10 protein-coding genes are annotated in these 13,940 nt (G+C 35.8%); all 10 read left to right on the plus strand.

Annotated features, from left to right (window positions below; all coding sequences use genetic code 11):
* The first annotated feature begins 167 nt into the window (after positions 1-167).
* The 10 genes from yaaA (at position 168) to JFL43_RS18595 (ending at position 13,638) form a co-directional block, all read left to right on the plus strand.
* On the plus strand, positions 168-395 hold the full coding sequence (gene yaaA / locus JFL43_RS18550; RefSeq protein WP_200750177.1) for a S4 domain-containing protein YaaA: 228 nt from the start codon (positions 168-170) through the stop codon (positions 393-395).
* A 1-nt stretch (position 396) separates the two neighbouring features.
* Positions 397-1,518, plus strand: a complete 1,122-nt coding sequence (gene recF, locus JFL43_RS18555) for a DNA replication/repair protein RecF (protein WP_200750178.1) — start codon at positions 397-399, stop codon at positions 1,516-1,518.
* Between the two features lie 73 nt (positions 1,519-1,591).
* Positions 1,592-3,517, plus strand: coding sequence for a DNA topoisomerase (ATP-hydrolyzing) subunit B (gyrB, locus tag JFL43_RS18560; RefSeq protein ID WP_100795389.1), 1,926 nt, complete (start codon positions 1,592-1,594; stop codon positions 3,515-3,517).
* A 26-nt stretch (positions 3,518-3,543) separates the two neighbouring features.
* Positions 3,544-6,093 carry a DNA gyrase subunit A gene (gene gyrA, locus JFL43_RS18565; protein WP_200750179.1) on the plus strand — a complete coding sequence of 850 codons (2,550 nt, stop codon included), beginning with the start codon at positions 3,544-3,546 and terminating at the stop codon, positions 6,091-6,093.
* Positions 6,094-6,668: 575 nt separating this feature from the next.
* Positions 6,669-7,676 (plus strand): ABC transporter ATP-binding protein, encoded by a 1,008-nt coding sequence (locus tag JFL43_RS18570; RefSeq protein ID WP_200750180.1) that lies wholly within the window; start codon positions 6,669-6,671, stop codon positions 7,674-7,676.
* Position 7,677: 1 nt separating this feature from the next.
* A complete protein-coding gene (locus JFL43_RS18575; RefSeq protein ID WP_200750181.1) occupies positions 7,678-8,625 on the plus strand; it encodes an ATP-binding cassette domain-containing protein in 948 nt (315 codons plus the stop codon).
* Position 8,626: 1 nt separating this feature from the next.
* On the plus strand, positions 8,627-9,589 hold the full coding sequence (gene opp4B / locus JFL43_RS18580; protein WP_200750182.1) for an oligopeptide ABC transporter permease: 963 nt from the start codon (positions 8,627-8,629) through the stop codon (positions 9,587-9,589).
* A 33-nt stretch (positions 9,590-9,622) separates the two neighbouring features.
* Positions 9,623-10,531, plus strand: a complete 909-nt coding sequence (locus JFL43_RS18585; RefSeq protein ID WP_200750183.1) for an ABC transporter permease — start codon at positions 9,623-9,625, stop codon at positions 10,529-10,531.
* A gap of 16 nt (positions 10,532-10,547) precedes the next feature.
* The gene (locus tag JFL43_RS18590; protein ID WP_200750184.1) at positions 10,548-12,341 is read left to right on the plus strand and encodes an oligopeptide ABC transporter substrate-binding protein; all 1,794 of its coding nucleotides are present in this window, start codon (positions 10,548-10,550) and stop codon (positions 12,339-12,341) included.
* A gap of 196 nt (positions 12,342-12,537) precedes the next feature.
* Complete coding sequence (locus JFL43_RS18595; protein ID WP_200750185.1) at positions 12,538-13,638, plus strand: HD-GYP domain-containing protein; 1,101 nt, start codon at positions 12,538-12,540, stop codon at positions 13,636-13,638.
* The last annotated feature ends 302 nt before the right edge of the window (positions 13,639-13,940 follow it).

Here is a 13,940-nt window from a genome sequence, read left to right on the forward strand (position 1 = left end):
CTAATATAATTAAACCCCTGAATTATTTCCCAAAACCACTTATGACCTGGTCATAAATAACTGATTTTAGTAAAGGATAGTCATTTTCATGACTATCCTTTTTACTTATGAACAAAAGTTCGGTAAAATAAAGGGATAGAGATAAACAGAAGAGGATGAAACTAACTATGAATGAAATTGCTATTGATACTGAATTTATAACACTTGGTCAATTTTTAAAGATGACAGATACAATTAGCTCAGGCGGAATGGCTAAATGGTATTTACAAGAAAATGATGTATATGTAAACGGAGAAGTAGATAATCGCCGTGGACGTAAATTATATGTTGGCGATACTGTGAACATTCCTGGAACGGGGAGATTTCAGATAACTGGCCCAACGAGCGGGGAATAAGATGTATATAGAACGGTTGAAGCTTACGAATTATCGTAATTATGAATCGTTAGATCTGTCGTTTTCTCCAAAAATTAATGTTTTTTTAGGGGAAAATGCACAAGGAAAAACGAATGTCATGGAATCCATCTACGTTTTATCGATGGCAAAATCACATCGCACCTCAAACGAGAAAGAATTGATACGGTGGGAACAAGACTATGGTAAAATAAAAGGTGACGTTCAAAAAAAATATGGTCATTTACCTTTGGAATTAACTCTTTCAAAAAAAGGAAAAAAAGCAAGGGTTAACCATTTAGAACAAAGCCGTTTAAGTAATTATATTGGACAGATGAATGTCGTGATGTTTGCCCCCGAAGATTTAACTGTAGTAAAAGGCAGTCCCCAAATCAGAAGACGTTTTCTCGATATGGAAATCGGGCAAATTTCTCCAGTATACTTACATGATCTATTAACTTTTCAAAAGCTATTAAAGCAACGAAATCACTTATTGAAACAAAATCAAGGGAAATCAACATTACAAGATGTAATGTTTGATGTATATACCGAACAATATATTCAAGCAGCCGCGCAAATTATTCATAAAAGATTTCAATTTATGGATTTACTACAAGAATGGGCAGAGCCAATTCACTTCGGTATCTCTCGAAATTTAGAGAGACTCCAGATCCGCTATCGCCCAGTAAGCGGTATGAATCCGGATTGGACAATAGCTGAAATGGCAGCTTTTTTGGAGAAGAAGTTGCATGATACCTTGCCTCGTGAGCTTGAAAGGGGTGTAACACTTATTGGACCCCACAGAGATGATTTGCAGTTCCTTGTGAATGACTATGATGTACAAACATATGGTTCACAAGGTCAGCAACGTACGACGGCTCTATCACTCAAATTGGCTGAAATAGAACTTATTAAACAGGAAGTTGGGGAAGCGCCAATTTTGTTGCTAGATGATGTTCTTTCAGAGTTAGATGATTACCGTCAGTCACATTTACTGAATACAATTCAAGGTGAAGTTCAGACCTTTGTGACAACAACAAGTGTTGAAGGAATTGACCATGATACAATCCGCGAAGCGGCAATGTTCCATGTGAAACAGGGTTCTGTCGAAGTGGAAGAAGATTAGTATTATTACAGGTTAGTGGTTAGTAAAACAATTACAAACGCATACTGATGTCATGAAAGAGTAGGTGGAATAAATGGCAATGGAAGAGAATAAACAGCCTGCTGCATATGATGCAGATCAGATACAAGTACTAGAAGGTTTAGAAGCAGTTCGTAAACGTCCAGGTATGTATATCGGTACTACTAGTTCTAAAGGTCTTCACCATTTAGTGTGGGAAATTGTAGATAACAGTATTGATGAAGCCTTAGCTGGATATTGTTCTGAGATTACAGTAACGATTGAAAAAGACGACTGGATTCGTGTAGACGATAACGGTCGTGGTATTCCAGTAAGCAACCAAGAGAAAATGGGTAAACCTGCTGTTGAGGTTATTATGACCGTTCTACATGCCGGCGGTAAATTTGGCGGTGGCGGATATAAAGTTTCCGGCGGTTTACATGGTGTTGGTGCTTCTGTAGTAAATGCATTATCGGTTTCAACTGAAGTGTATGTAAAACGTGATGGTCATATTCATTTCTTAAGCTTTAGTCGTGGTAAAACAGCAGAACCGCTTCAAGTTATTGGTGATTCTACTGAAACAGGAACAACAACACGCTTTAAGGCAGACCCAGAAATCTTTAAAGAAACAACAGTTTATGAATTTGATATTTTAGCGCATCGTATTCGTGAACTAGCTTATTTGAATCGTGGTATTAGTATTACGATTGCGGATGAACGTGGTGAAGAAGTACGTTCAAATACATATCACTATGAGGGTGGTATTAAATCGTATGTTGAACATATTAACGAAAAGAAAGAACCCATTCATGAAGCAATCGATTTAAAAGGTGAAAAAGATGGTATTACCGTTGAAATTGCAATGCAATACAACGCTGGTTTTGCTTCGAATATTTTCTCATTCGCTAACAACATCAATACGTACGAAGGTGGTACGCATGAATCAGGCTATAAAACAGCATTAACACGTGTTATTAACGATTATGCTCGCAAAAATAACCTAATCAAAGATGCTGATGCGAATTTATCAGGTGAAGATGTACGTGAAGGTTTAGTTGCAATCGTGTCAATTAAGCACCCTGATCCGCAATTCGAAGGACAAACGAAAACAAAATTAGGTAACTCTGAAGTGAGTACAATTACAAACTCATTGTTCTCAGAACGCTTTGAGCGATTTTTATTAGAAAATCCTGCAGTGTCTAGAACAATTGTTGATAAAGGCTTAATGGCAGCCCGTGCTCGCGTTGCAGCGAAAAAGGCACGCGAATTTACTCGTCGTAAATCTGCCTTAGAAGTATCTAGCTTGCCAGGTAAATTAGCTGACTGTTCTTCTCGTCATCCTGATGAGAGTGAAATTTACATTGTAGAAGGTGACTCTGCCGGTGGTTCTGCAAAATCCGGTCGTGATCGTCATTTCCAAGCAATACTTCCACTAAAAGGTAAAATCTTAAACGTTGAAAAAGCACGTTTAGATAAAATATTATCTAATGCTGAAATTCGAGCGATGATTACAGCAATTGGTACAGGTATCGGTGAGGAATTTGAATTGAAAAGAGCACGTTACCATAAAATTGTCATCATGACAGATGCCGATGTCGATGGTGCTCATATTCGAACTTTATTATTAACATTCTTCTTCCGTTTCATGCGTCCACTAATTGAAGCGGGGTATATTTATATTGCACAGCCACCTTTGTATCAAGTAAAACAAGGGAAGCATATTGAATATTGCTACAGTGATGAAGAACTTCAAGAAATTTTAGAACGTCTTCCAAAATTACCGAAACCAGGTATGCAACGCTATAAAGGTCTTGGTGAAATGAACGCTACTCAATTATGGGAAACAACAATGGATCCAGAATATCGTGTCTTGTTGCAAGTAGAGCTAGATGATGCGATTGAGGCAGATCGAACTTTTGACCAATTAATGGGTGAAGAAGTAGAACCACGCCGTCAATTTATTCAAGAAAATGCTGTTTACGTGAAAAATCTAGATATTTAACGAGCTAGTGAAGGGAGGTAAACACTTTGTCAGAAAACCACAATCCCGGCGTTAAGGGGATTAACATAAGTAAAGAAATTAAGACTTCATTTTTAAGTTATGCAATGAGTGTTATCGTCTCTCGTGCTTTACCCGATGTACGCGATGGTTTAAAACCAGTACATCGTCGTATTTTGTATGGTATGCAAGAGTTAGGTAGTACTTCTGATAAACCATATAAAAAATCTGCACGTATTGTTGGAGACGTAATGGGTAAGTACCACCCCCATGGTGACTCATCTATTTATGATGCAATGGTACGTATGGCGCAAGATTTCAGCTATCGTTATATGTTAGTTGATGGTCATGGTAACTTTGGTTCTGTCGATGGTGACGGAGCAGCTGCGATGCGTTATACGGAATCTCGTATGTCTAAAATCGCAATGGAAATGCTACGTGATATTAATAAAGACACAATTGATTACAAAGATAACTATGATGGTAATGAAAGAGAACCAATCGTGTTACCAGCGCGTTATCCAAACTTACTCGTCAACGGTGCTTCAGGTATCGCGGTAGGTATGGCGACGAATATCCCTCCACATCAATTAGGTGAAGTTATAGATGGTGTTTTAGCAATCTCTGATAATCCAGCGATTACAACTGAGGAATTAATGGAAATCATCCCGGGACCAGACTTCCCTACAGGTGGTACAATTCTAGGGCGAAGCGGAATTCGCCGTGCTTATGAAACTGGCCGCGGCTCTATTATTATCCGTGCAAAAGTTGAAATCGAAGAAAAATCAAATGGTAAAGATACAATCATCATTCACGAACTCCCGTATCAAGTTAACAAAGCAAAATTAATCGAGAAAATCGCAGAGTTAGTACGAGACAAGAAAATCGAGGGTATTACAAATATTAACGATGAATCTGACCGTAATGGTATGCGTGTAGTAATCGAAATTCGTAAAGATGCAAATTCTAATGTTGTACTGAATAATTTATATAAACAAACTGCAATGCAATCAAGCTTCGGTATTAACATGTTAGCGTTAGTAGACGGTCAACCGAAAGTTTTAAGTCTGAAAGAGGCGCTTTATCATTACTTAGAACATCAAAAAATAGTTATCCGCAGACGTACGGAATTTGAGCTGAAAAAAGCAGAAGACCGTGCACATATTTTAGAAGGTTTACGTATTGCACTTGATCATATTGATGAAATCATTCACTTAATTCGTAGCTCACAAACGGGTGAAGAAGCGAAGAGTGGCTTAATTGAAAAATTCAGCTTAAGTGAACGTCAAGCACAAGCAATTTTAGATATGCGTCTACAACGTCTAACTGGTTTAGAACGTGAGAAAATTGAAGGCGAATATCAAGAACTTCAGGTTTTAATCGCTAAGTTACGTGAAATTCTTGCAGATGAGGGTAAAATCCGTAAAATCATTCACGACGAATTAACCGAAGTGAGAGAGCGCTTCAATGATGAACGTCGTACTGAAATTACTGCCGGTGGTATGGAAATGATCGAGGATGAAGATTTAATCCCACGTGAAAATTCAGTTATCACTTTAACGCATAATGGCTATATTAAACGTTTACCTGCGAACACATATCGTAGTCAAAAACGTGGCGGTCGTGGCGTTCAAGGTATGGGTACGAATGAAGATGATTTCGTAGAACATTTAATGTACACGTCTACACATGACACCATCGTGTTCTTCACATCAAAAGGAAAAGCATTCCGTACAAAAGGTTATGAAATCCCTGAGTTTGGCCGTACTGCGAAAGGATTACCGATTGTAAACTTACTTAGTGTTGATAAAGATGAACAGGTAACAGCGATGATTCGTGTATCTTCATTTGAAGATGATGCTTACTTCATCTTTACAACACATACAGGCGTAACTAAACGTACACCTGTATCGTACTTTGCAAACATTCGTAACAATGGTTTAATAGCTATTTCTTTACGTGAGGATGATGAATTAATTTCTGTTCGCCTAACAGATGGCAAGAAGGAAATTATTATCGGTACTCGTAACGGTATGTTGGTACGCTTCAACGAAGAGGATATTCGATCGATGGGACGTACAGCAGCCGGTGTCCGTGGTATTCGCTTAAAAGGTGACGATTACGTTGTTGGAATGGAAATTATCGAATCTGGGCAAGAAATTCTAGTTGTAACGGAAAAAGGTTATGGTAAACGTACATCGGAAGAAGAGTATCGTATTCAAACTCGTGGTGGTGTAGGTATTAAAACTTGCCAAATCACAGATAAAAACGGTCCATTATCTGCTGTTAAAACGGTAGATGGCTCAGAAGACTTAATGCTAATTACGATTAATGGTATGTTAATTCGTATGGACATTAATGATATCTCAGTAACAGGACGTAGTACGCAAGGTGTTCGCCTAATTCGTCTAGCTGACGAAGAGTTAGTTGCAACGGTTGCAAAAGTGGCAAAAGAATTAGACGAAGAATTAGACGAAGAGTTAGATGAAGAGTTAGATGAAAATAGAGAACCACTAGTATCAGAAGAAGTGATAGTAGAAGTAGCTGAAACAGATTCTGAGACAATAGAGGGAGAATAATCTCTGTCATTAATACGAAGAACCTCGACTAACTTAGCCGAGGTTCTTTTTTTATTTTAATAGTGGAAAAGACATTATGTAAAAGCAAATCAAAGCTTAAGCTTGGGAATGAAACAGAAGGGAAAATCAGAGTTAATATGACAACATATGTGATGAAATCGTAATTTAATAGGTATCACGCAGGAAATTTCATACATAATCCTACAAGAAAATACAAAATTAGACATTATGCAAGGAAAGTGTAAGTTTAATCAGTAATTTCATAAATTATATAAAGATAATGTATGAAATACTTCTATGCTTTAAAGTAGTAGTGATTAATTAATTCTAGTGGATTTCCCTTTTTTAATTACAGAATATTTATAATTTTATATTATATTGAGAAAAAATAATTAAATGTATTGACTTAAATTGGAATGAATGTGTAAGATATTAATCAATATATAACATTTATATGAAGTTTTTTACACAGTTGACATATTATTTATTTTTATGTATATATTTTAAAACTAAATGCTGTTATTATTTTCTTAATATTCTTTCTACATTCTAAATACCCGAAAGGAGTTATATATTTGGCTAACATAGAGAATTTACTAACCATCAAGAATTTACACACAAGTTTTCGAATAAAGGATACATATTATGATGCTGTAGAGAACATATCCATAAATTTAAATAAAAATGAGATCTTAGCTATTGTTGGAGAATCGGGTTGTGGTAAGAGTACACTAGCCACTTCAATTGTTGGCTTGCATGATCCGATCAATACAAAAATTACAGGGGAGATTCTTTATAAGGATTTAAACCTTGCTGCAATTTCAGAAAGTAAGTTTAATGATGTTCGTGGTAATGACATAGGGATGATTTTCCAAGATCCCTTATCTGCATTAAATCCATTAGTACGAATAGGAGAACAAATTTCAGAATCTTTAGTCTATCATACGAAATTTACAAAAGAACAGAGAAAAGAACGTGTCATTGAATTATTAAACCAAGTTGGTATTCCAAATCCCGAAAGGGTGGTAAGACAATTTCCCCATCAACTATCTGGTGGAATGCGTCAACGTGTCATGATTGCTATTGCCATTGCATGTAAACCAGCAATTATTGTAGCAGATGAACCAACTACGGCATTAGATGTAACAATTCAAGCACAAATACTAGATTTATTAAAAGAATTACAGGCTGAGACAAAGAGTGGCATTATTTTAATTACGCATGACCTGGGTGTCGTCGCAGAAATAGCGGATCGTGTGGCAGTTATGTACGCAGGGCAAGTTATTGAAGAAGCACCAGTAGAGGAATTGTTTAATAATCCTAAGCATCCTTATACTAGGTCATTACTTAATTCAATTCCACAGATGAATAGCGAAAATGAAAAACTTCAAGTCATTCAAGGCTTAGTACCTTCTCTCAAAAACTTACCGCGTGAAGGTTGCCGTTTTTCATCTCGTGTACCATGGCTTGACGCAAATACACATGAGGTTAACCCGGTATTACATGAAGTTTCCCCTGGCCACTTTGTAAGATGTACTTGTTGGAAACACTTTGATTTTGAAAGTGCAGAAGGGGGCAACTAAGATGAGCTTTATGCAAATAAAAGATTTATGTGTGCACTATCCAATTCGTGGAGGGTTTTTCAATACTGTTGTTGATCAAGTCTATGCTGTCGATGGCGTTAACATGGAGTTTGAAAAGGGCAAAACGTATGGGTTGGTTGGAGAATCAGGTTCGGGTAAATCAACGACAGGAAAAGCAATTATCGGACTTGAGAAAATTACATCGGGTAGCATTATTTATGAAGGTAAAGATGTTACGAATCAGCGACGTGAACGGACATCAGCTTACAATAGAGACATTCAAATGATTTTCCAGGACGCTAATTCTAGCTTAAATCCACGAAAACGTGTTAAGGATATTATTGCAGAGCCTATTCGCAATTTTTTGAAATTAAGTGATCAAGAAGAAAATAAACGAATTAATGAGTTACTAGCTATTGTAGGTATGCCGGAGGATGCTAAGTATAAGTATCCGCATGAATTTTCAGGTGGTCAAAAACAGCGTATAGGCATTGCGCGAGCAGTGGCTTGTAATCCAAAGCTGATTATTGCCGACGAACCTGTTTCAGCTCTTGACCTATCAGTACAAGCACAAGTATTAAACTTCATGAAGGATATTCAAGAGGAATTCGGTTTGAGTTATTTATTTATTTCACATGATTTAGGTGTTGTAAAACATATGTGTGACCATATTTCTATTATGTATAAAGGTCGCTTTGTTGAAACAGGACGACGTGAGGATATCTATCAAGATCCACAGCATATTTACACACAACGATTATTATCTGCAATCCCAAATATTGAGCCAGCTACTCGTATTGAACGTAATAAAGAACGTCAAGGTGTAGAAGCTCGTTATCAGGCTGAACAACATAAGTATTACGATGAAAATGGGAAAGTATATGCTTTGGAAAAAATAAGTGATACGCATTTAGTTGCAGTGAATATTAATGAAAAGGGAGGCAAATGATATGTGGAAAACAATAATTAGAAGAATTTTAATAATGATCCCACAGTTATTTGTCCTTAGTCTACTTATCTTTATCATGGCAAAATTTATGCCTGGCGATCCATTTACAGGATTAGTAACACCAGATACAGATCCTAATCGAATAGAAGAGCTAAGAATTCAAGCAGGGTTCTATGATCCGTGGTATGAACAATACTACCGTTGGATTACAAATGCGTTGCAAGGTGAGTTTGGCGATAGTTATTCATTTCAAGTTAAGGTTTCTACGTTAATTGGTGAACGTGGCTTAAATACATTATGGTTATCATTGCTTAGTGTTACTTTATTGTATGCTATTGCTATTCCATTGGGAATTATAGCTGGTCGTTACCAAAACTCGTTACCTGATAAGTTAATTGTTTTATATAGTTTCATTAGTTACGCTATTCCTACATTTGTACTAGCTTTAATATTCTTATTTCTATTTGGTTATCAGTACCCTATTTTTCCAACGAGCGGAACAGTAGATGTTCAGTATGATCCAGGAACATGGGGATATTTTTGGAGTAAAGTATATCACTTATTATTACCAGCTATTACTTATGCAATTTTAGGGACTACGACTATTATTCAGTATTTACGTACTGAAATTATTGATGCAAAAAGAATGGACTATGTAAAAACAGCACGTAGTAAAGGTATTCCTATTTCAAAAGTATATACGAAACACATTTTTAGAAACTCGCTCTTGCCAATCGCAGCTTTCTTTGGGTTTACGATTACTGGGTTATTAGGTGGATCGGTATTTATCGAAACAATCTTTGGCTTCCCTGGGATGGGGCAGTTATTTATTAATGCCATTTCAGCACGTGACTATAGTGTAATTACTGCATTAGTCATGTTATTTGGCTTCTTAACATTAGTAGGTAGTTTACTGTCCGATATTATTATGAGTATTGTTGATCCCCGAATACGGATAGAATAACAAATCTTAATGATTAAGGAGAGGTGAATAGAGATGACAAAACAAGTAGAAAATGCAGCAACAACAGAAAGTATGATTAGCTCTCCACCTACTGGATTCCAAGTTATTATGAGAGAGTTTAAAAAGGATAAATTGGCAATGTTTTCTTTAATTGTATTAGTGGTACTTATTTTAGGTATTTTCATTGCTTCGGCTTTCATCGATAAAGAACAAATGATGCGTATTAGTTTAAGGGATAAATATGCTCCACCTGGCGATGACTTTATTCTCGGAGCCGATCACGGAGGCAGATCCATTATGGAGCAATTAATTCTTGGAGCTAAAAACTCTATATTAATTGCCATTACGATTACATTCATTACCGGTATTGTAGGTTTGGTAATCGGTTTAATTACGGGTTACTTTGGTGGATTTATTGATAATTTATTTATGCGTATTATTGATTTCTTTATGACACTACCAACAATAATGATTATTATAGTTTTTGTTACAATTATTCCCAAGTACAATGTAACGACATTCATACTAATTTTGAGTATCTTCTTATGGATAGGTACCGCAAGACTTATTCGTAGTAAATCTCTAACGGAAAGTCGGAGAGATTATGTAAGTGCTTCAAAGACAATGGGGACTCGTAATTCAGTTATTATTTTCAAAGAAATAATGCCAAACTTAAGTTCAATTATCATTATTGAAATGACATTGAATTTCGCGGGAAATGTTGGTATTGAGACGGCACTAAGCTTCCTTGGTTTCGGCTTACCACCTTCAACACCAAGTTTAGGTACTCTAGTTAATTACGCTATCAATCCTGAGGTATTGTCTACGAAGTTATGGATATGGGCTCCAGCATCATTACTAATTTTAGTATTGATGTTAGGCATAAATTATGTTGGACAGGCATTGCGCCGTTCAGCAGATGTAAGACAGAGATTAGGATAATAAAGGAGGAAGAGAGATGAATAAAAAGAAGTGGTCATTATTTGCTATACTGTTAGCTTTAGTACTGGTTCTAGCGGCGTGTAGTGGGGACAAAGACGGTGGGAATGCTGGTGGGAAAGATAAGCCAGAACCCAAAAAAGTGGATACAAGTGCATTTCCAATGGCTGTAGATAACAAAGATGAAGCTATCAAGGGTGGTGCTTTAGAAGTTGCACTTGTAAGCTCATCCCCATTTAAAGGGATTTTCTTAGCAGAGTTATATGAGGATGGATATGATAGCGATATTATGGACTTTGCAAGTAACAATTTATTTGCTGTAAAACAAGATTTCTTAATATCTGATACGGGTATTGGTGCATTGAAAGTAGATGAAAAAAATAATAAAGCAACAGTTACAATTCGTAAAGAAGTGAAGTGGTCAGACGGTGAACCATTAACAATTGATGATGTAATTTACCCATACGAAATCATTGGTCATAAAGACTATACGGGTATTCGTTATGATGTTAATTTCAAAAATATTGTAGGTGCTGAAGAGTACCATGCTGGTAAAGAAAAAACAATTTCCGGCTTAAAGAAAATTGACGATTATAATTTAGAAATTTCATTTAAAGAATTATCACCTGCAATCTATACTGGTGGTGATGGATTATGGGCTTATGCAGCACCTAAGCATTACTTAAAAGATGTGGCAATTAAAGAGTTAATTAAATCTGACAAAGTTCGTAAATCACCTGTTACTCTTGGTGCGTTTAAGTTCGATAAAATTGTTAATGGTGAATCAGTACAATTCTTGGCAAATGAACATTACTGGAAAGGTAAACCGAAAGTTGATAAGGCTGTCATAACAAGTGTACCACCAACACAAATTGGAAAAGCACTAAAAGCAGGTAAATATGATATTGCGACCTCATTCCCTGCAACTGAATATGATTCAATCAAAGATGCGAAAAACCTAACTATATTGGGGCGTCCAGAATTAGCTTACACATACATTGCGTTTAAACTAGGTAAAAGGGATTCTAAAAAGGGTATAGCTATTCCTAATCCAGATGCTAAAATGAATGATGTAAATTTACGTCATGCTTTTGCCTATGCAATGGATGTAGAACAAGTTGCAGATGAATACTATGAGGGTTTACGTACTCGTAGTAAGTCTCTAATTCCACCAGTATTCGAATTATATTACGATGACACATTAGAAGGTTTTAAATATGATCCAGAAAAAGCAAAGAAATTATTAGATGATGCTGGTTACAAAGATGTTGATGGGGACGGTCTTCGTGAAGACAAAAATGGTGAAAAACTCGAAATTAAACTTGCTGCAATGGCTGGTAGTGATAAAGATGAAGCCATTGTGTCGTACTACTTACAAAACTGGAAAGAAGTTGGGTTAAATGTTGTCTTAACAACTGGTCGTTTAATTGAATTTAATAGCTTCTACGAAAAAGTAAGAGCAGATGATAAGGATATTGATGTGTTCCAAGCTGCACTTGGTACGGGTTCAGATCCATCTCCAGCGGGTGCTTTTTCACCAGACTCACAATTTAATACTTCTCGTTTTGCTACACCAGAACTAGATAAACTATTAGCTAAAATTGATTCTAAAGAAGCTCTTGATCCAGAAGTGCGTGCAAAAGCATTCAAAGATTGGCAACTCTATATGTTTGAGCAAGCGCCAATATTCCCAATCTATTCTCGTACAGAAGTTATGCCAGTTAACAAACGCATTAAAAACTATGATAAAGATCACTTTACTAAAATGGATTTAAACGAACTCGAACTTACTGCTGACAAACCAATTAAATAATGTAGCAAGTAAGACAAAACCCTCGAACAACTGTACAGAAAAGTACAAAGTTCGGGGGTTTTTATCATTTCTGAAAAAGATATTCATGCCAAAAGTAATGATTAAAAATAAACTTTTTTTTATTCTTACAATTAAAAACAGTTTTAGGTACAATAATACTAGTATGAATTAATTATTTACAAAGGGGGTCATTCGTTTGGATGCAACATTAGTAAGGGTGGCTGATTTACGATTAGGCAGTATTGTGGCAAAGGATATACTGGCAAATACGCAATATCCTATTGTATATAAAAATACGAAAATCACACGAGAACATTTGCCTGTATTTCAAGCCTTTCAGATTCCGAGAATTCCAGTGATCACTGAATCAATTGTTGAAACAAAAGAAAACACAGGTACAGAACAAGTTTTGGAAACTGTTGAAGAAAAAATTGTAGTAGAGAATATTACACCTTTTGTTAGCCAATACAATAAAAGTATAGAAGAATTTAAAGTGGAATTTTCTAAATGGCAAGCAGGAAGCAAAATTGATATTGCGAGAGTTCGTACGATTATATTGCCTTTAATAGATTATGTACTAAATAATCGGTCACTGATTTTTTCATTAAATGAACTATCAAACTCTAAAAATTACATTTATCATCATTCAGTAGCTATTAGTTTAATTTCCGCTGTAGTCGCTCAGAAAATGAGCTTTTCTAAAGGTGATGTTATTCAAATGGCCAGCGCAGCGGCATTAGCGGATTGTGGTATGGCGAAGGTTAATAAAAAGATCCTCAAAAAAGCTGGAGCTTTAACAGAATATGAATTGAAAGAAATTCAAGAGCACCCTTTCTACAGCTCACAAATGGTACGAGATATTTCAATCTTAAAATCAGATATGAAAATAGCCATTTACCAGCATCATGAACGTTTAGATGGTAGTGGTTATCCGATGGGTGAAAAAGGGAATGCGATCGCTGTATACTCTCATATTATTGCTGTAGCTGACGTTTTCCATGCTATGACATGTGAACGTGTATACAGAGCGAAAGAATCATCGTTTAAAGTGTTAGAGATGATTCGCGAATCAGAATTCGGCAAATTTAATATTGAAGTTGTTCATGCACTTTTTAATTGTGTAGCGGATTTATCATTAGGAACACAAGTAGAGTTATCTAACTTTGCTATGGGAACAATCGTCTTTATAAACAAAGATGCAGCTACTCGTCCAGTAGTAAAAATAATAGACACGGCAGAAATTATAGATTTATCAAAGAATCGTAAGTTATATATTGAAAGACTAGTTACAAAGTGACTATTTGAATTCTATCCTCCCTTAAGTCCTTTTATAGGAAGAAACTCTTTAAAATAATAAGGAGTTTTAATTAATTAGGATAGAATTTAGTTTTTTATTAAAAAGTATTGACAGTAATATCTATTATATTGTATTATATTAATTGTCGCTAAGACGTACTGATAAAACTTAATAACTTCTCTTGTTGAAAACTTGTTTTTAAAAAGTGTTTGACAAAGAGAAAAGGAAATGTTAAGATATATGAAGTCGCTAAAATAAACGACAAATGAACCTTGAAAACTGAACATGCAAGACGTTAATCA

It is taken from the genome of Viridibacillus soli (assembly GCF_016612995.1).
In the GTDB taxonomy this organism is placed as follows: domain Bacteria; phylum Bacillota; class Bacilli; order Bacillales_A; family Planococcaceae; genus Viridibacillus; species Viridibacillus soli.